The organism is Vibrio sp. 2130-1, assembly GCF_033339515.1.
Genome location: NZ_JAWOUT010000001.1, coordinates 119,937 through 140,153, shown reverse-complemented (window position 1 = coordinate 140,153; position 20,217 = coordinate 119,937). Strand labels below are relative to the sequence as shown.

General features: G+C 41.9%; 17 protein-coding genes. 11 read left to right on the top strand and 6 right to left on the bottom strand.

The genetic code is table 11. The features are described from left to right. Positions 1-12: 12 nt before the first annotated feature. From R7Q09_RS00660 to R7Q09_RS00645, 4 genes are all read left to right on the top strand, one after another. Complete coding sequence (locus R7Q09_RS00660) at positions 13-699, top strand: helix-turn-helix domain-containing protein (RefSeq protein ID WP_213963255.1); 687 nt, start codon at positions 13-15, stop codon at positions 697-699. Then, positions 700-1,713: an HNH endonuclease gene (locus R7Q09_RS00655; RefSeq protein WP_318070790.1), complete on the top strand. Its 1,014-nt coding sequence runs from the start codon at positions 700-702 to the stop codon at positions 1,711-1,713. It abuts the gene before it with no gap. Then, positions 1,685-2,638 (top strand): pentapeptide repeat-containing protein, encoded by a 954-nt coding sequence (locus tag R7Q09_RS00650; protein WP_206225617.1) that lies wholly within the window; start codon positions 1,685-1,687, stop codon positions 2,636-2,638. Before R7Q09_RS00655 ends, R7Q09_RS00650 begins: the two co-directional genes overlap by 29 nt. A gap of 251 nt (positions 2,639-2,889) precedes the next feature. Then, complete coding sequence (locus tag R7Q09_RS00645) at positions 2,890-4,770, top strand: ATP-binding protein (protein ID WP_318070789.1); 1,881 nt, start codon at positions 2,890-2,892, stop codon at positions 4,768-4,770. Positions 4,771-4,823: 53 nt separating this feature from the next. Here the strand turns inward: R7Q09_RS00645 and R7Q09_RS00640 are convergent, their stop codons facing one another. Next, a complete protein-coding gene (locus R7Q09_RS00640) occupies positions 4,824-6,005 on the bottom strand; it encodes a DNA cytosine methyltransferase (RefSeq protein WP_213963258.1) in 1,182 nt (393 codons plus the stop codon). Between the two features lie 180 nt (positions 6,006-6,185). Here R7Q09_RS00640 and R7Q09_RS00635 point away from each other — a divergent pair, with 180 nt between their 5' ends. Beyond that, positions 6,186-7,208, top strand: a complete 1,023-nt coding sequence (locus tag R7Q09_RS00635; RefSeq protein ID WP_213963259.1) for a tyrosine-type recombinase/integrase — start codon at positions 6,186-6,188, stop codon at positions 7,206-7,208. Positions 7,209-7,235: 27 nt separating this feature from the next. Here the strand turns inward: R7Q09_RS00635 and R7Q09_RS00630 are convergent, their stop codons facing one another. Next, the gene (locus R7Q09_RS00630; RefSeq protein WP_213963260.1) at positions 7,236-7,601 is read right to left on the bottom strand and encodes a Rap1a/Tai family immunity protein; all 366 of its coding nucleotides are present in this window, start codon (positions 7,599-7,601) and stop codon (positions 7,236-7,238) included. Positions 7,602-8,094: 493 nt separating this feature from the next. Continuing rightward, positions 8,095-8,430: a Grx4 family monothiol glutaredoxin gene (locus R7Q09_RS00625; RefSeq protein WP_017635833.1), complete on the bottom strand. Its 336-nt coding sequence runs from the start codon at positions 8,428-8,430 to the stop codon at positions 8,095-8,097. 285 nt (positions 8,431-8,715) lie between these two features. On the opposite strand from R7Q09_RS00625, the gene sodB reads away from it, so the two are divergent. The 3 genes from sodB (at position 8,716) to R7Q09_RS00610 (ending at position 10,836) form a co-directional block, all read left to right on the top strand. Then, positions 8,716-9,300 carry a superoxide dismutase [Fe] gene (gene sodB / locus R7Q09_RS00620; protein ID WP_005396533.1) on the top strand — a complete coding sequence of 195 codons (585 nt, stop codon included), beginning with the start codon at positions 8,716-8,718 and terminating at the stop codon, positions 9,298-9,300. 154 nt (positions 9,301-9,454) lie between these two features. Beyond that, positions 9,455-9,958, top strand: coding sequence for a VC2046/SO_2500 family protein (locus R7Q09_RS00615; RefSeq protein ID WP_033907342.1), 504 nt, complete (start codon positions 9,455-9,457; stop codon positions 9,956-9,958). A 134-nt stretch (positions 9,959-10,092) separates the two neighbouring features. Continuing rightward, positions 10,093-10,836, top strand: a complete 744-nt coding sequence (locus R7Q09_RS00610) for an SDR family oxidoreductase (RefSeq protein ID WP_005380732.1) — start codon at positions 10,093-10,095, stop codon at positions 10,834-10,836. Between the two features lie 143 nt (positions 10,837-10,979). On the opposite strand, the gene adhE is transcribed toward R7Q09_RS00610, so the two are convergent. Further along, positions 10,980-13,682 (bottom strand): bifunctional acetaldehyde-CoA/alcohol dehydrogenase, encoded by a 2,703-nt coding sequence (adhE, locus tag R7Q09_RS00605; RefSeq protein WP_005380731.1) that lies wholly within the window; start codon positions 13,680-13,682, stop codon positions 10,980-10,982. 650 nt (positions 13,683-14,332) lie between these two features. On the opposite strand from adhE, the gene R7Q09_RS00600 reads away from it, so the two are divergent. Both R7Q09_RS00600 and R7Q09_RS00595 read left to right on the top strand, forming a co-directional pair. Beyond that, the gene (locus R7Q09_RS00600) at positions 14,333-14,971 is read left to right on the top strand and encodes a YchE family NAAT transporter (RefSeq protein WP_005380729.1); all 639 of its coding nucleotides are present in this window, start codon (positions 14,333-14,335) and stop codon (positions 14,969-14,971) included. 35 nt (positions 14,972-15,006) lie between these two features. Then, on the top strand, positions 15,007-15,870 hold the full coding sequence (locus R7Q09_RS00595; RefSeq protein WP_005380728.1) for an ion transporter: 864 nt from the start codon (positions 15,007-15,009) through the stop codon (positions 15,868-15,870). Positions 15,871-15,927: 57 nt separating this feature from the next. Here R7Q09_RS00595 and asd read toward each other — a convergent pair whose 3' ends face one another. Then, entirely contained in the window at positions 15,928-17,043 is a 1,116-nt protein-coding gene (asd, locus tag R7Q09_RS00590) for an aspartate-semialdehyde dehydrogenase (protein WP_005380727.1), read from the bottom strand. Between the two features lie 431 nt (positions 17,044-17,474). On the opposite strand from asd, the gene nhaC reads away from it, so the two are divergent. Next, positions 17,475-18,908, top strand: a complete 1,434-nt coding sequence (nhaC, locus tag R7Q09_RS00585) for a Na+/H+ antiporter NhaC (RefSeq protein ID WP_005380726.1) — start codon at positions 17,475-17,477, stop codon at positions 18,906-18,908. Between the two features lie 90 nt (positions 18,909-18,998). Here the strand turns inward: nhaC and R7Q09_RS00580 are convergent, their stop codons facing one another. Then, entirely contained in the window at positions 18,999-20,162 is a 1,164-nt protein-coding gene (locus tag R7Q09_RS00580) for a chemotaxis protein (RefSeq protein WP_318070787.1), read from the bottom strand. Between the last annotated feature and the right edge of the window lie 55 nt (positions 20,163-20,217).

The following is a 20,217-nucleotide window of genomic DNA, read 5'->3' as shown; positions in this document are numbered from 1 at the left end:
ATTAGGTTTTATATGAGCATTAATGACAACCAAGAAATATTGCCATACGACTACTTAAAGGGACGGGAATTCACCGAAAATCTCAAAAGAGTCCTAAGCTGTCGAAACCTAGAAGAGTTGAGTGAGATTTTGAGCATACCAAAATCTACCTTTACAACATGGAACGCCCATGACAGAACATCTCATGAGCTCATGGTTAGACTGCACTTAGCTCTAGGTATCCCAGTTGAAGAACTTGCGTTGAAACTAGAAGACAAGGCAAGGCTAGACTTTTCAAAGAAGCATATTGCGTGGACGCGTAATAACACTAAACCACTAATTTTTGATAAGCCCGCTTGTGATACTGTCAAGGAGCATGCCGAGACTCATACGATATCAACCTTTTGCTTATCTAATGGCAAACTAATTGATACGGGTTGGATTGCTTACCCAAAAAGAAGATTCAATAGTTATAACCTTCGTCCAAACAAAACAATTGAGCTTGAAACCAATACCGCTCATTACTTAGTTGATGTTGATGAAACTGATCCTGTTACTGGCGACTACTTGATTAGTATTGATGAACGGCACTCACTAAATCATATTCAGCGTTTACCAGGTAAAAAACTTGCCGTGGTGTTTGGTGACAGTACCGTTGAAATCTCAGAAGAAGATATAAAAGTAATTGGCCGCGTGGCGGTATCGTTGGAGAAGAAGTAGTTGGCTAACAATGTGACTTTTGACAATAACGGCTCGATTGCCCGTTTAAAAAGTATGGCAGAGCCTTTAACTCAAGACGACATTCGCAATGCCGTGAAGCAGTACCTAAAAAAAGAGCGCGTCATAAACACTTATTCAGACTCTACAACTTATGATCTTATCGTAGATGGTGAGCCTTACCCACCAAAGGCTATCTTTGGTTTAGCCATGAGTAAGCTACTTGGGATCGAAGTGAAATCCACTCATTTCTCTGCTGGCCTGAAGAGCCCCTGTTTTACTACGTTTGAGAACCTGGGTTTTGAAATAAGATTAAAAGATGGAAGCCCTTGGTCCAATGCCGAAATGGAAGATTCCGTCCGCGAATACCTTCGAATGCTCAAGCTATCCAGGAGCGGTGAAAAGTTCAATAAAGCCCAGATATACAGAGAGTTAAGCAGTCGACACAAACGAGGTGCCAAATCTTATGAATTTCGAATGCAAAACATTTCTTATGTATTTGAACTTCTAGGTCGCGCTTGGGTTACTGGCTTAAAACCTAAGCGTAATATCACCGCTCAGCAGGTTAAGTTTATTGAACAACTTATCGCGGACATAGAGAACAAACCCTTTGAGGGCAAAGCAGTCTTTGAAGCAGAAGTGCGTGATACTAGTGAAAGCAAAAGCATTGAAAAGCCGGAAGGAAATATAAAACCCTCAACTTCGATAGCCCAAACGATCATATTTGCAAGAGATCCAAAAGTTAAAGCATGGGTTCTTAGACGCACAAATGGCATCTGTGAATGCTGCAACGAACCCGCACCTTTTGAAACAAATGAAGGCAAACCATTTCTAGAGGTTCACCATATTGTCCCTCTCATTGATGGTGGTGCTGATGTAATAGAAAACTGCGCTGGTATTTGCCCTAACTGTCATAGAGAATTACATCTAGGACAGTTGAAAGAAACAAAAAAAATACAATTAGTAGAGAATATAAATCGGAAAAAAAATGAGCAGCACTATCACCTCTGTGACTAAATACATAATAGAAAAGCCAATAAAGTCCATGATTATTTTCTTAGCTTTTCTTTTGACTTTAATAGTGGGAATAACTGGCTTTTGGCCATTTTTCAGTAATATTCCTGTACTGTCCGAAATGAGATTTGGACTTTACAACAAAGCTTTCTGGGAAAACTTTCTGGTTGAGGCTCATGGCTTCCTACTAGACTTTGTTATTTTTGGAGTAATTGTATTTGGTTTCGATCACCTTAGAGCTCAAAGAGAAGTTAAAAATCAAAAAGACGAAGCAGCTAAATTAGTTAGGTTTAAAGCAGAAAAGAGAAAGAAAGAAGAAATTGAACGAATGCTTGAGGAGCTGTCTGATTTTTCTGACCTAGACCTACCAGAGGTAAATAGAAAGAAATGGGGGCATATTAGACGCTTACAGCAGTATGGAGTAAAGGTTATAGACGTAACCCAACTAACTCTTAACGGCTGTAATATAAGAGACTTCTCATTTGACACTGGTTCAAGACTTATAGGGTTTCAGCTACAAGATGGGTTTATGACAAAGGTTAAGTTTCATGGCGTCAATATGCGCTCATCATATTTTAATGGAAGTAGACTCACGTCATGTGAATGGCTCACATGTGACGTTACTAAACTAGTAATGAAAGATGCAAAAAGTGCTAAAGGCAGTAAATTTCTTGAGTGCAACATGACAAATGCTGACTTAAGGGACACTGATTTAACTGGTGCAGAGTTTAGAGGTTCAACATTGAGTAATGTAAAATTTGATGGGGCTACTTTAGATAGAGCAGATTTTAGAAATGTTCATGATCTAAATGTAACGCAACTTAGTAAAGCTGACTCACTGAATTACCTAAAAATGGATAGAGTTAAGCTAGAGCAGTTAGTAAGCCTTAGACCTGATATAAAGATTGCGCAAAAGCAAGCTGCTTAGCAACAACAGGCCATGGGGGAATCGAACCCCCGTGCCTACATAAAGTAAACACTGAACCATCCTGGCTTCCGCTGTGCAGCCATTATATCAAAGCTACTACCAAGTACGCAATTAGATTAATTATGTCTACTAATCTAGCTAGCTCAAATGAAAAACACTAACCTTCAATACGTTATAGATAGTAAGTATTTCTTATAACGTCCCGTATCGTGTAGAATTGGAGCACATCTCTAACGTCAATTTATAATCACATGTCTGAATTAATAAGAAAAATATCTAGAAGAAAAACTCACAAATTACACAATTTTATACAAGAGATTAGATACCCTTTTTATAAAAAGCTTGAACACAACTGTACTGTTACATTTAACTCACCTTTTACAGTTCTCGTGGGTCCTAATGGTTCAGGTAAATCTTCTGTCCTGACATCTCTATATGGCGCTGTAAGAGGAAATAACCTCAACAAGTTTTGGTTTTCCACAAAACTAGATCCTATTGTTAGTACGGAGGTTGGTGGCTCTCCTCGGTTTATATATAAATACATCCCAGATGGAATGGAGGAAGCAGTAGAAGTCATAAAGCTGAGAGTTCGTCGTGTTGGGAGTTCAACCAAACGTGAAGATCCTGACTATTGGGAGACTGCTAAACCAAGACAAGCAGATGGCATGGAAAAACTACCAGATCATATACTTGACGAACATAAAGAGCATAGAAGTGCTTCAAGGTGGCGAGCAGTAAAAAAACAAGTGGTTCTCATTGATTTCCGTAAAGAGTTGAGTGCCTTTGACATTTCGTTTAACTTCACAAATATCAGATACATAGATAGTTACAATACTATCCAAGATTTTTTACGAGACAGGACGACAACATTAAGTAATAAACTTCAAAAACCTGAGAAACTGCCAACTAGTTGGTACAAGCAGCACGTAGAAAAAGTTCAAATTCTTTCGGAAAAAGAGTTAGAATGGTGTAATAAAATTTTAGGTAAAAACTACGTTTCGGCAAAAAGAGTTGAACATTCACTATTCGGCAATAGCGGCTACTCAATTATATTTGAAGATATAGGTCATAAATATACTGAAGCGGTTGCTGGAAGTGGAGAGGTGGCCGTTGTAAACACCGTATGTAAAGTATTAAGTGCTCAAAACAACGCTCTTATTTTACTAGATGAACCAGAAGTATCACTGCACCCTGGTGCCCAAAACGAACTTCGAAATTTGTTATTCGAGACAGTTTTAAATAAAAATGCTCAAGTTGTTATTTCTACACATTCAGACCATTTCTTAAAAGGTCTACCAAATAACTTCATCAAAGTATTTAGTCAAAACCCAACTTCTGGGTTATTTCAAGTAATAAACTCATGTACCCCAAGTCAAGCCTTCAGTCGCATAGGAGGCACCTTAGAGCAAAAATCTCGTATATATGTCGAAGATGACCTGGCAAAAGCTGTAGTTGAAGCAGCTATTCAAGATATAGATTCGAATATGATCTCCAACTATATGGTAACAGCCTACCCCGGAGGTGCTGATACTATAATTAAAAACTTGCCATTACACTTTGCCGTAACTGAAGACATAAGTAATGATATTGTAATTCTCGATGGTGACAAACGAAAATCTATACATGCTAAAGATGTAAAAAGATACGAAAAAGAAATTAGAGCTAAAAAGTTGTTCGTGAAAAAACTTTCCTCCGACATAGCTAAAAGTGATTTTAGAACTATTAACAAAACCCTAAGTGAACAAACTGGTATCAATGGTGCTACCTTCTCTCTACCACTGGACGATGGCAATGCTCCAAGAGAAAAGAAAGAACAACAAGCAATCAAAATGAAGTTAGATATTTTAGATAAATATCATGAAAAATTTCATTTTTTAAATACGGACACTCCTGAAGAGTTGCTATGGGAAGTTGCCCACGGTTCATTGCCAAAAATATACAAAGATTCAATAAAAGTAGAGGACTATAAGGGGAAATTCGAGTTAGCCACAAGGCAGATGTTCGGAGATGAAGAGACTAATGCGGATAATATTCTTAATTTACAAAAGATTTTCTTGAATCATCGCGACAAAAGTCACTATCTTTGGCAACAACTAATGGATGATATAAAGTTGGTCTTGAGCTTAGAGTAAATACAGCTTTATAACTGAACTAAGTTGCTTTCACACAACGCTAGCAACTTAGTTCAGTTAAGATCATTAAGCAGAGTTTCAATTAGAACTCTGCCTAATAACGGAGGAACTGCATTACCAATTTGCCGAGCTTTTTCGGTTGAACTTCCATAAAAGTTAAACCAGTCCGGAAACGACTGTAACCTCGCCGCATGCCGCAATGTAATCCCATGATTTAACCAAGGGTGAACAAACCGACCCTTCGAGGGGTTATTACAACCTGTTGTAATGGTATTGCTCGGTAAATGAATCAAAATACGTCCATAAACATCTTTATGCCCCTTGTAATCACCTGAGTGACATTTTAGCTGATGCTTTTCTCCAGCATCCTCTCGTCCCCCGTTAAGAGGAGTATCCAAAAAACGCTCAATCATCGTACCAGTAGGCTTCATGTGAACATTACATGGATCGTTTTCTTTAATCTCTTTACCACATTTGAGATTACTCAGACGCTCCATCGTTTGCTCATATGACCACTTAGTTTTTTTCTTAAAATACTCTTCCCAATACTGTTCATATAACTCTTTAGGAACTTCTTCAAATACACTAGATGCAGTTTCCCATTGAGGGAGTTTCCCACTTGCTTCAGAGAAATGAGTCGGCTTAGGAGGAAAAGCATTCTCATCGTATCTATCTAAATCTTGGCGCAACCCATAAATGAAGACACGCTTTCTGTTCTGCGGTACGCCATAATCCTTAGCGTTCACAATGCCACAAAACTTGATGTTGTAACCTGAATCTTCAGCAAGAGATATAAACTTATCTAAAAAGTCTTTATGGCGTTCCCATAATAGACCAGCAACATTCTCGACTAAAAAAGCTTTGGGGTTGAATTCATTAACAAACTCAAAATATCTGAGAAGCAGAGCATTACGAGGATCATTAACTCCCGCATTTTTAATACGATGAGTTGAGAAGCCTTGGCATGGAGGACCACCCAATATCAAATCCAACTCCCCCCTACCTAGATTCAAACTCTCTCGCAACTCTAAAGGATTAACATTATTGATGTCGCCAAAGTCTTTTCCAGCACGCAAGTCAATTTTGCACTTCTTCACATTAATAAAGTTTTCTTTATAGGTATGAGCAGCTGCTTTATCAAATTCGATAGCTGCAAGTACATCTACCCCTGCATTAAATGCTGCAAGTGTAAAACCACCGGCGCCGGCAAATAAATCTATCGCTTTAACTGTCATTCAAACCACTCATAAAAAACTTAGCCGATACATTCTACCGACTTAATCATAAATTTCCATTGTTCGTGAAGCTAACAGGTTACAAATCAAGCCACTATGTACAATCATTTCAACAATAAACATTGTTCTATATTTCCCTCCCAAATATACTGTATATATATACACCTCCAACATTCTACTATGTCTATAAGAAACTTGAAAGATGGTTCAAAGAAGCCTTGGCTTTGCGAGTGCTATCCGCAAGGCCGCACTGGTAAACGCGTTCGTAAGCGCTTTGCGACCAAAGGTGAAGCTACAGCTTTTGAGTTGCATCTAATGAAAGAAGTGGATGATAAGCCATGGCTAGGTTCGAAGCCTGACCACCGCCGATTATCCGATTTAGTCGAATTGTGGTTTAAGCTGCATGGCAAAAATCTTAAGTCTGGTGACCACACTCGCCTACGTTTAGAGAGCATGGTTTTAGACTTGAGCAACCCTATCGCTTCACATCTTAATTCCAAGCAACTCGCTAATTACCGTTCTAGCCGTGCTAACAAAGGTCGTGGCCAACAACACAAAGAACTTTCCATTGCTTCGAATAATGTGGACTTTGGGTTGCTGAAAGCAATGTTCAATAAGTTGATAAAGCTTGGAGAGTGGAAACTGCCTAATCCGGTTGATGGTATTGAGGCAATCAAAAAGCCGGAATCCGAACTGGCGTTCTTGACCGAACAAGAAATTCGTCACCTGTTCGACGTGGCACAGGAAAGCCCAGTTGGTGATGAACTAACGAAGATATACAAAGTATGCCTAGCGACGGGTGCACGCATTAGAGAAGCGATTTATCTTAAAGGCTCTAACTTGACGAAATATCGTATTACCTACAATAACACCAAAGGCAAACGGAACAGAACTGTACCGATCTCTGAGGAGTTGTATAACAAAATCTATAAGCCAACCAATGATCGCCTTTTCACTTGCGGTTATGGCGTAGCATACAAATGGTTAACTAAAGCCCTGCCCCACTTACCAGAAGGACAAGCAACTCACGTTTTACGCCACACTTTCGCAAGTCACTTCATGACCAATGGAGGCAACATTCTCGTACTGAAGGAAATCCTCGGCCATCAGCATATCGATCACACGATGATTTACGCTCACTTTTCACCAAACCATTTGAGTGATGCGGTGAGGTTTAATCCGCTTACAGCGCTAGACATCTAGTGCTGAGAACAAAGGGCTTGTAGCGTTTTATTTGCAAGGATATGCTTCGCCAAAAGCGGCCATGGTCAAGAGCACCTCGTCATAATGCAATATCGCGGGGTTTCTCTTTAAATATGACACCACGATTCGCGTTGCTTGTCCGTTAGTAATACCATTCTTGGGAAGACATGCTTCTACTACTTTATTCTTCCCAAGAATACTCATAGTGTTCCTGACGCCTTGTACCATCCCGAAACAGACACCTATACCAAATGGATTGTTCATTTCTTGTGTGTCCATAAACTTCTCCGCTGCTAGGCAATTATCTAACAAGTCATTACCATCGGCATAAGAAGGAAATGAGAATGTTAATAGCATCGCCATGCTTAACATGTAGGGTTTAATTCTTTTCATTACTCCTCCGCTAAACTGAGTAACTCAGTAACATTGTCAACATATATCGATAGATGTGTTCAGTATATAAAAGCTTGCTCAATATGATCAGGTACCTTGTAAAAAACCAAACTGTATCCATAGATTTACATTAACAATGGGTAAACACCGAAACTAGTAATATGAGTCGTATCCACAAACAGTTAATGAAGTACTTCATCATTCTTTTAGCATAGGCTTCAGAGAGCTCGCCCTCTTAGATTACAGTAAAGCATTCGAATAAATGTATGGCGACAAAATGGCGGCACAGGTCAGCTTTCTTCGTTATGCATAAGTCACCATCAGATTGGTAAGTTTCTTACACTCTATATATAAAAAGGGATAGCAGCGATTGGAGAGCTTCGGCAAGGTTGCGGGATATAATAAAGCTTTATGTTCATTCCACTAACCTAAAAAGAAAAAGGAGCCAGTACGGCTCCTTCGTATTCTATCGCTAAATGTGAGTATTTACGAATTACTCAGCTTGATCTTCAGCGCGCGCTGCTGCTTCTTTGATTAGAGGCTGCAGTTCACCTTTTTGGAACATTTCTAGAATAATGTCACAACCGCCGATAAGCTCACCTTCAACCCATAGTTGAGGGAAAGTTGGCCATTGCGCGTACTTTGGTAACTCAGCACGGATATCTGGGTTTTGCAGAATGTCTACGTAAGCGAACTTCTCACCACATGCCATTAGTGCCTGTGACGCTTGAGAAGAGAAACCACAGCTAGGTAGTTTCGGTGATCCTTTCATGTACAGCAGGATTGAGTTTTCAGAGATCTGCTGTTTGATTTTGTCGATAGTTTCCATCGCTTCCTCATTCATGGGTTTGAACTTTATTTATTTGCCACATTCTACTCAATAACGACAGAATAAAAACCATATAATTAATAAGGCTTAATTTTAGGTTGCTCATTGGCGAGCAATGCAGCACTTCACCACTGCTAACCTCTTAAAATATTTTCATATCGGGGTTTTAATAAAGTAAAAACTTGCTAAAATACTTACCAAGTCAGCCTTAAAGGCGACATAGCTATAAAAAAACACTGGAAGCAATCGAAAGGTCATCCTTTCAAATCAATGGAGAATCGAGTAATGGCATTTGAACTACCAGCTCTTCCTTACGCGAAAGACGCACTAGAACCACACATCTCAGCAGAGACTCTAGACTACCACCACGGTAAGCACCACAACACTTACGTTGTTAAGCTTAACGGTCTTATCCCTGGTACTGAGTTCGAAGGCAAAACTCTAGAAGAGATCATCAAGACTTCTACTGGTGGCGTATTCAACAACGCAGCGCAAATCTGGAACCACACGTTCTACTGGCACTGTCTTGCTCCAAATGCGGGCGGCGAGCCAACTGGCGCAGTTGCAGACGCAATCAACGCAGCATTCGGTTCTTTTGAAGAATTCAAAGCGAAGTTTACTGATTCAGCAATCAACAACTTCGGTTCTTCATGGACTTGGCTGGTTAAGAAAGCTGATGGCTCTCTAGAGATCGTTAACACTTCTAACGCTGCTACTCCTCTAACAGAAGAAGGTACAACACCACTTCTAACTGTTGACCTATGGGAACACGCGTACTACATCGATTACCGCAACGTACGTCCTGATTACATGAACGGCTTCTGGGCTCTAGTAAACTGGGACTTCGTAGCTGAGAACCTAGCGAAGTAATATACTTCCCCCTAAGTTCAATTTAGTCTTATTCAAAAGCTCGCTATTTAGCGGGCTTTTTTTTTTCGCCTTCCCTAGCACCTTTAAATAATTCCCTCTTTTACTAAAGTTCTTCTTATCCACGCCGTTAAAAGAGCATCGAGCGAGGAACATCATGCAAATTCATACGTTAGACAAAGCTGCAATTATCAACGAACTTCAGTTCGGTAATGGTATTAACCATGCCGTACACGAAGGTCGTCGTGCGGATTTCTCGCTGATTCTGTCTATGTTCTCTAATGATGTTCGCGATGTGGTCCCAGTTGAAGAGGTCCAGGAAGTCATCACCAGTGACAGTATTCTTCGCCAACAATTGGGTTTATCGCAACCTCAAGCTCTTCGTTCTGATAGCAGCAGCTATGAACTCGCAGCTGAACAAGCGAAACAGTTTCACGATGCAGGATTGCCTTCCGCAAAGCTGAGCCATTACCTAAAACCAGATGCGCTGACTTACCTGCCTGAAGACACATTCAACCTACCAGAGGAGGTTTATCACAACCTATCTGGTCATGAGCGACGCAGATTGGGCGAACGCAACAAACAACTGATCCCAGATGCTGGGCTATATAATCAGCTAGTGACGGCTCAACGTCAGCATCAAATTCAAGCTAAAGCATAGAGATCCGCTTTTTATCCAATAGCTTGCAATACCTACACGTCAGAAATGTGACGTCTTACAAATTACCGCACAATAGTCCTCACTCGAAAGCGTTAGTTTGAAGCCTTTCACACTGAACTCAACGAATTTCAACCATGCTATTAGCACAAACCACTGGTGTATTGTTTTTCACATATGGATACAGTGAAGGTGCTATGGATATCAAAGAATCAATTATTCTCGTCACGTCTGCAGGTTCGGTTATAGGAAGAACCTGTGCAAATCACTTTGCTCACCTTGGAGCAACGTTGATTCTTTGTGACCAAAATTCTAGCGCTTTGAGAGCGAGCTATGAGCAAATCAGCGCTTTCACTGACAAAGTGTATGCGATGAATGTGTGTAGTGATAACACAACGTCCATTAACTTATTGTTTGACCAGATAGAATCACAGCTACGTGCGACACCAGATGTGATTGTTAATTGCTGGACCAGCTCTCCTATGCCTGGCTTAATGGCGCCAGAACCAATGAGTACTTACATTGATCACTTGTCGTCTGCGGCACGCTTCCTTTATACCTACGGCCAAGTAGGAGCAGAGCGCTTTCGAGCCAGAAACAAGAAAGGCGTCATTGTTAACGTCATTTCTCATGACAACCATGAAGACTTTACGGGAGTTGAAAGCATGGCGGCGTTGGTGTCAGGTTTTACTCACAGCTGGGCAAAAGAACTCACACCATTCAACATTCGAGTGGGCGGCGTTATTCCCTCGGTAAATCATACAAAAGAAGAGCTCAACGAGAGACACTGGGCTGAGATCCAAGACGAACTAGTCCGCAACACAGCATACATCGTCGCGAATGAATACTTCAGTGGCCGAGTAGTTGCGACCGAAGTGTAAGCATACACAGCAACTCTGTTTTCCCAAGCCAGATGTAACTCCTGCACCAAAATAAAAAAAGCCCCAGTCATTTGACTGGGGCTTTAACCTTTTCCCGATTAAGGTTCCGTGCTAGCGAAAACCTTGCTCACTCGATTTTTTAATTACGCGTCAGCTTTTTCTTTCTTTGCTTTAGGTGCTGCTTTTGCTGCTTCTTGGTCTGCTTTCTTCTTGATAACAGTTGTACCTTCGAAAGTTTCGCCTTCAACAAATGCTTTACCGTAGTAAGAAGCCATCAACACATCTTTAAGTTCGCTGATTAGAGGGTAACGTGGGTTCGCACCAGTACATTGGTCATCGAACGCTTCTACCGCTAGCTCATCCAGTTTCGCTACGAAATCTGATTCAGCAACACCTGCCGCTTGGATAGACATTGGGATGTCTAGGTTAACTTTTAGTTCATCCAACCATGCTAGTAGACGTTCAATCTTCTGAGCAGTACGGTCACCTTCTTGGCTTAGGCCTAGGTGGTCAGCAACTTCAGCGTAACGACGACGTGCTTGTGGACGGTCGTATTGAGAGAACGCAGTTTGTTTAGTTGGATTGTCGTTCGCGTTGTAACGTACCACGTTAGAGATAAGTAGTGCGTTAGCTAGGCCGTGTGGCAAGTGGAACTCAGCACCCAGTTTGTGAGCCATTGAGTGACAAACACCTAGGAATGCGTTCGCAAATGCAACACCAGCGATAGTAGCTGCGTTGTGTACTTTCTCACGAGCGATTGGGTCATTTGCACCGTTCGCATAGCTTGATGGTAGGTACTCTTTTAGCATCTTAAGTGCTTGAAGAGCTTGGCCATCTGAGTATTCGTTAGCAAGAACTGATACGTAAGCTTCTAGAGCGTGAGTTACTGCATCGTAACCACCAAATGCTGTTAGAGACTTAGGCATGTTCATTACTAGGTTCGCATCAACGATTGCCATGTTTGGCGTGATTTCGTAGTCAGCTAGTGGGTATTTAGCACCAGTCTTGTCGTCAGTAACAACCGCGAATGGAGTAACTTCTGAACCAGTACCTGAAGTTGTAGTGATACATACAAGCTCAGCTTTTTTACCCATTTTAGGGAACTTGTAGATACGTTTACGGATGTCCATAAAGCGCATTGCTAGTTCTTCAAAGTGAGTTTCTGGGTGCTCGTACATTACCCACATGATTTTCGCTGCATCCATTGGTGAACCACCGCCTAGCGCTAGGATAACGTCAGGTTGGTAGCTAGCCATTTGAGCCGCACCTTTTTCTACTACAGACAGTGTTGGGTCAGCTTCAACATCGAAGAATGTTTGAACTTCCATGCCTTGAGCTTTCAGTAGGCTTACTACGTCATCTGCGTAACCGTTGTTGAATAGGAAACGGTCAGTTACTAGGAATGCACGTTTCTTGCCTTCTAGGTCGCCAAGCGCGATTGGAAGGCTACCACGACGGAAGTAGATTGACTTAGGTAGTTTATGCCACAACATGTTTTCAGCTCGCTTCGCTACAGTTTTCTTGTTGATTAGGTGTTTAGGACCTACGTTCTCAGAGATAGAGTTACCACCCCAAGAACCACAACCTAGCGTTAGAGATGGCGCAACGTTGAAGTTGTACAAGTCACCGATACCGCCGTGAGTAGTCGGGATGTTGATTAGGATACGAGCTGTCTTCATCTTGTCACCGAAGTAACGGATACGGTCAGCGTTAGTATCTTGGTTAGTGTAAAGACCAGATGTGTGGCCGATACCACCAATCTCAACCATAGTTACCGCTTGAGCAACCGCGTCTTCGAAGTTGTCAGCACGGAATAGACCTAGAGTTGGAGATAGTTTCTCGTGAGCGAATGCGTCATCGTGAGATACTTTGCCCAGACCTTCACCAACAAGAACTTTAGTGTCTGCTGGAACTTTAACGCCTGCCATTTCAGCGATTGCTGCTGCTGGCTGACCTACGATTTTCGCGTTTAGCGCGCCATCGATAAGAAGCACTTTACGAACTTTATCAGCTTCTGCTTTACTTAGGACATAAGCTTTGTGAGAAGCAAAACGCTCTTTCACTTCGTCGTATACTTCATCAACTACGATTGCAGCTTGCTCAGAAGCACATACTACACCGTTGTCGAAAGTCTTAGACATAAGGATAGAAGCAACAGCACGTTTGATGTCTGCTGTTTCATCGATAACAACCGGAACGTTACCTGCACCTACACCGATTGCTGGCTTACCAGAAGAGTAAGCGGCTTTAACCATGCCTGGACCACCAGTTGCAAGGATAAGAGCGATGTCATCGTGTTTCATTAGAGCGTTTGAAAGCTCAACAGAAGGCTGGTCGATCCAACCGATGATGTCTTTTGGTGCGCCTGCTGCTACTGCTGCATCTAGAACGAGTTTAGCTGCATCGTTAGTTGAGTTTTTCGCACGTGGGTGTGGTGAGAAGATGATACCGTTACGAGTCTTCAAAGAGATTAGAGATTTGAAGATCGCTGTAGAAGTTGGGTTAGTCGTTGGTACGATACCGCAGATGATGCCTACAGGCTCAGCGATAGTCATAGTACCTAGGTTGTCATCCTCTTCTAAGATGCCACACGTTTGTTCGTCTTTGTATTTGTTGTAGATAAACTCAGAAGCGAAGTGGTTCTTGATTACTTTATCTTCAACAATACCCATACCAGATTCTTCTACCGCTTGTTGAGCTAGCGGGATACGGGCCTGGTTAGCTGCAAGCGATGCTGCACGAAAGATTTTATCTACTTGCTCTTGAGAGTAAGTAGCGAACTCTTCTTGCGCTTTCTTAACGCGAGCAACCATTGCATCTAGTTCAGCCATATTAGTTACAGGCATAGGGAATCTCCTAAAATTAACAAATATTAAAAACTTTTTACTAAGGCTATTACTTATCGTTTTTACTGTTTATCAGTAACTTAGAAAACAAACGTCTTAGTAAATTGCTTTCAGGACTGAGTATAATATTTCAGAGTGTGAAAAAAATTGACTTGGATCAGTTCTCACCACCTAAATACTACCAAAGTGGTGCCTCATCACACCAAAATGACATAAATCACTGATAAACAAATAAATTAACTTTCATTTTTTATTGAGTAAAAAAGAAGCAAATGGACAAATAAATAAAAGAAACTACAACAACCTGTAAAAAAGTTTCATTTTTGACCAACAAAATTACATGTAGGCCCAATTCTGTGTGCTACTGAGAGTATATCGAACCGAATACATCTCTCTACAAACCACCTTGGTTTTTATCAAAAATGTGCGAATGTTAACGTTTATGTAAAACAGTGCAATTTATCAGCAACTTTATACGTAACATTTCCTTTCCAGATTAGATACAGTTTATTAAAGAATTAGTTTTTCTCACTTAAATGGCAGGGAATGCGTTAGTTTTTTTCATTTCTTACAACCTAACTTTTGCCTTACATTACGCCCAAATTACCCCTTCTCCTTTTCACTAATGTGAACTTTGATGAGTACGCAACATGCAAACTTTTGAACTTGCTATCTTCTTGCAGTTTTTTCTCGGTTTGGTCGCCGCAGTAAACCCTGTTGGTATCATGCCTGTGTTTGTGTCACTAACCGGGCATATGACACCAGACGAAAAGCGCAATACGGCAACAACAGCAAATGTGGCTGTTGCGATCATCCTGATCATTTCGCTTTTTGCTGGTCAGTTACTGTTAGACATGTTCAGTATTTCTCTGGATTCGTTTCGTGTCGCTGGCGGGTTGCTATTACTTAGCATCGCATTCTCGATGATGAGCGGTAAACTGGGGGAAGATAAGCAGAACAAACAAGAGAAAACGGAATACGTCAGTCGTGAACAGATTGGTGTGGTCCCTCTTGCAATGCCTTTAATGGCAGGTCCTGGTGCAATCAGTTCGACTATTGTTTATGGTGCACGCTACCCAAGCATGTTCGATACCGTGGGCATTAGTATTACGATTGGTTTGTTCTGCCTTTGTTCATGGCTATTATTCCGTTCTGCCCCATTGATCGTACGATTTTTAGGTCAAACTGGAATCAACGTCATTACTCGTATCATGGGTTTGATATTGGGCGCGCTTGGCATAGAGTTTATTGCGAATGGCTTACGCAACTTATTTCCAGGATTAGCCTGAGTTTCTATAAAATTGTATGATAGAGCGATTCAACAATGGATCGCTTTGTCATGACGACTGACTCTCTTAAACATACTCTATATGTCACCATTTTTGGTACTCATACCAAAGCTGGTAAAACGTTCGATATTGCTCTCATTATCGCGATCATCAGTTCGTTAATCGTACTGGTGTTAGATTCGATACCCTCCGTTCGGGCCGAGTGGGAAAAAGAGCTGAAGTTTATTGAATACACATTTACTGGCCTATTCACGATTGAATACCTTCTAAGGCTTTATTGCTCCCCCAAACCTGCCGCCTACGCAAAGAGTTTTTATGGTGTCGTCGATTTACTTGCGATTTTGCCCACTTATTTAGCACTCTTCTTCCCATCCGCTTCGTTTATGGGTGTGATCAGGGCGCTGCGAGTGATGCGAATATTCCGCATACTCAAGTTAGTCCGATACCTCCAAGAGTCCAATATCCTCTTACGTTCACTGCTTATGGCGCGCAGAAAGATTTTTATCTTCTTTAGTTCCGTCGCCATTATGGTAACGATTTTCGGCTCGTTGATTTTTATCATTGAAGGACCTGAAAACGGATTTACTAGCATTCCTAAGAGTATTTATTGGGCGATCGTGACCATCACAACGGTTGGGTATGGTGACTTGGTCCCTCAAACAGACCTAGGTAAAGGGCTTGCATCACTCACCATGTTACTGGGTTATTCCATTTTGGCGGTACCTACAGGTATTTTCACTGCCGAACTGCACCAAGAGATGCAATCGCACAAAGTATTGGTGAAATGCCCAAACTGCTCCCACGCAGGGCACGACTCTGACGCAATTTACTGTAAACATTGTGGTAGTGAACTGGCCGATCCAGACAAAAGAGTCGTTCGAACGGAAGACGACGCATGAAAAAAGAGCTCCCTACGGAGCTCTTTTATTTTGTCATCAAATAAAGGATTGATGTGATTATGCTTTCTCAGACAGAATAATTCTCAGAGTACGACGCAATGGCTCCGCAGCACCCCAAAGCAGTTGGTCACCAACAGTGAAAGCATTTAGGAAATCATCACCCATTGCCATCTTACGTAGACGACCCACTGGTACAGACATTGTGCCCGTAACTTTTGCCGGCGTTAGCTCTTGAGCAGTGATGTCACGGTCGTTAGGAATCACTTTCACCCAATCGTTATGAGTGGCGATGATTTCTTCGATTTCGTCCATTGGTACATTTTGTTTAAGCTTGATAGTAAGTGCTTGAGAGTGACAACGCATCGCGCCAATACGCACACAAGTACCGTCAATTGGAACAGGTGAACTTTGAGAACCCAAAATTTTATTCGCCTCAGCGCCCGCTTTCCACTCTTCTTTACTCTGACCATTATCGCGCTTCACATCGATCCATGGGATCAACGAACCAGCTAGTGGCACACCGAATTTATCGGTAGGGAAAGAGCCGCTGCGCATTGTATCCGCGACTTTCTTATCAATATCTAGGATAGAGCTTGATGGGTTTGCAAGTTCAGAGCTCACAGAGTCATTGATAACGCCCATTTGCGAGATCAATTCACGCATATTTTGCGCACCAGCACCAGATGCGGCTTGGTAAGTCATTGCGCTTGTCCACTCAACAAGGCCTTTCTCAAATAGACCACCTAGCCCCATTAGCATTAAACTAACCGTACAGTTACCACCGACAAATGTGTTCGTGCCACCGTGGATGCCTTGTTGGATTTGCTTTAAGTTCACTGGATCAAGTGTGATGATCGAATCTTCAGCCATACGTAGCGTAGAGGCCGCGTCAATCCAGTAGCCTTTCCAACCAGCCTGACGAAGTGCAGGGAAAACTTTTTCTGTATAGCTACCACCTTGACAGGTGATTACCGCATCAAGCTGTTTTAAGCTTTCAATATCATACGCGTCTTGCAGTAAGCCTGCGTCTTTTCCTAAGTTAGGAGCAGGAATACCAACTTGAGAAGTACTGTAGAATACTGGTTCGATTAGGTCGAAGTCTTTCTCTTCAACCATACGCTGCATAAGGACTGAACCAACCATACCGCGCCAACCAACTAAACCAACTCTCATCGTATTAACTCTCCATGTATTAAAAAACCTACCCCATAGTTAATTTTTCACAGCAAAATCTCAACCCCTATTTTGTAAATAAGCGCGTTTTTTAACCTTTTCCTCTGAAAAACCGGGTTACACGAGATTTTTTAGTGTTTGGTTTGCGGTTTTAACCATTTTTCAAGTAGGGAAAGTACTTTAGCCCCCTAATTGGTCTTACCACTCAGTGAGAAAATAACACATGAAGCACAATAATTTCACATTACACAACATTTAAAACCAAAAAAGTTAAAACAAACTAACAGTTAATTTCACAAGCAAACGTTTTTACCGACGAACATCAAGATAAAACACCAAATGTTCGAAATATAATTTTTGTTAATGTATGTTATGCGCGATTACAACAAGGAGCGCCTTCCTCTATTGCTCCAAGATTGACAGAGGCACATATGAAGCAAGTTACACCACGCCTACCAAGCTTGATACAGGTATTTATCTCGCTCGGTTTATTTCTCCTGCTGGCATTTTCGTTCACAGCCAAGCTAGACCTACCGATTCAGCTAGCGCTATACATCGGTTGGTTCATTGTCATGATATTGGGCATAAAGCTTGGCCATCAGTATAAAGATCTGGAAAAAGCAGCACTAAATGGCATTTCCAATGGACTTGGAGCCGTTTTAATCCTTTTGGCCGTTGGCGCGCTTGTAGGTACTTGGATCTCTGGTGGTATTGTTCCAACCATTATTTACTACGGCCTTAAAGCAATCCACCCTTCCATCTTTTTGCTCGCGACCATGATCATCTGTTCATTGACTGCGCTAGCGACTGGCACATCTTGGGGAGCTGCTGGCACAGCAGGTATTGCAATGATGGGTATCGGTCAAGGTCTTGGTGTTCCTGCGCCAATCACTGCAGGTGCCGTACTTTCAGGCTGTTACTTTGGTGACAAAATGTCGCCTCTATCGGATTCAGTAATCCTTGCTTCATCTATGTCTAACGTTGAAGTGATGGAACATATTAAAGGCATGTTGCCGATAGCACTCATTAGCTACATTATTACAGGCATTATGTTTACTGCATTTGGCTTCCACTACGCAGGTCAAGTTGACATGAGCCAGGTAGACTCTGTCATTAAAGCGATGGAACAGCAGTTCTACATCACCCCTTACTCATTTGTTCCTGTGATCATCGTATTGTCACTTCTAGCGATGCGTATGCCTTCATTCCCAGTGATCAGTTTTGGTTCTCTGCTAGGTATTATTTGGGCAGTGATGATCCAAGATGTCGATTTCCTAACCGCGTTCAACACGGCTTGGGCTCCGTTTGCAATCTCATCTGGCGTAGATTTCATTGACTCAATCCTTAACCGTGGCGGCATGTCTTCAATGCTTGGGTCGGTAGCGGTTATCGTATTCGGCCTTGGTTTTGGCGGTCTACTAGATAAAGTAGGCGTGCTAGAGACTATCGCGAAGCTGTTTGAAAAACGCGTTCAAAGTGCAGGTTCATTGGCAACAAGCACAATTGGTACGGCCTTTATGGGCAACGTATTTGGTTCAGCGATGTACGTTTCACTTATTCTGACCCCAAAAATCTGTGCGAAGAACTATGACCGTCTAGGCTACAAACGTAAGAATTTGTCTCGTAACGCAGAATTTGGCGGCACGCTAACCTCAGGTATGGTCCCTTGGAGTGACAACGGTATCTACATGGCCAGTATTTTGGGTGTTGCTACACTGTCTTATGCCCCGTTCATGTGGCTGAGTTTTGTATGTATCATCGTAACGATCTTCACTTCTTACATGGGTTGGTTTGTTGATAAGTGCGAACCAACAGCAGAAGCAGTTGAAGAAGCTGAAGGCGAATTAAAGCAGCAAACCGCTTAACTTCGCAGAGATAGGAAGAACCTCCCTTCCGAATTCAATACTAAAAAAGAGCGCTTTAAAGCGCTCTTTTTTTATTTCCAAAACAAATCGTTAGCTTTGTTTGACTGGCGTTTTCACGGCTGCACGCTTCCCAAACCAATAGCCCAATCCAAGCGGTGCAAAGAATATAACGGCAATGAACAGAATAAAGTAGATGATGGTACTTTTGACAAGTTCAATCAGCTTAGTCATGGCGAGATTCACAACCTCTTGCGACACTCGATCCATATCTTGAGCAAACTTCTCGCGCTCATGGGTAATGATCTGTGCGATTTCTTGGCGCTCTCTGGCAACCATCAGCTCTATAGCTTGGCGTTCTTCACCCAACTGAGATAAACGCGCCTCCGTCCTTTGATCGATATCGTCAACCAAAGGTTGTAACTCCAGCGCCATTTGTTCTGCCAAATAACGCATGTACTCTGGGTTGTTATCGATAAAATCCCTCATCGAATCAGCGGTAACTTGCAAACTATTGAGCGCCGCATTGACTTTTTCGATGCTGGCAGAGCTATTCAAGGCCAACAACTGCGCTTTCCACGTCATTATTTTTGGTGTCTGTTCTGATACCAGACTTAGACGATCAGAGACATCCCCAAGTGCTTCTGGCATCGTGCCTAACGTTGTAACGGCTTCCTCTTCGCTAATTTGGTTTGCATCTAACCACTTACGGTAAGCCGGAGTCCTAATCATGCTTAAATCAGCGAATTGATGCTGCTTGGCGAACTCTGCAACAAACGTTTGTGTCTTGATGTATGCTTCTTTCTTCAATAAAGATTGAGCCAGTTTATCTACCTCTTTCGCTAAATAAACGGAAACTAACTTGGCCTCATCAGACGCAAAGAGCTCATTACCAGAAGCGGTAGTAAAGAACTGTTCCATTTGTAGCGTGAAAGTCCATGTATCAATCAGTGCAGCCATTGGGGACACTTGATACGCAGAAGCTTGGATGCCTTCTTCAGCATTTATCTTCCAAAGTAAAATATAAGATTGATGAACTTTATCATGAGGCTCATATTGTTCGTGTAGTGCATCTGCTGCTTGCTCAACCTGAGCAAAAAACTGCTGCGCATACTCACGAGTCAAAAGACGCATATTGAGCTCTTGTTTGGTAAGAGGGACGGTTTGACTCTCGATCTTGACTTCGAGCAGGGAGCACCCTGAAAGCATCATAACCAGCCCTATCAACATCATTGAAGACATTCGGCGAACGGACATGAAAACACCTTTAACAAATTGTATAGAACGGGAATAAAGCGAACTAAGTCATATA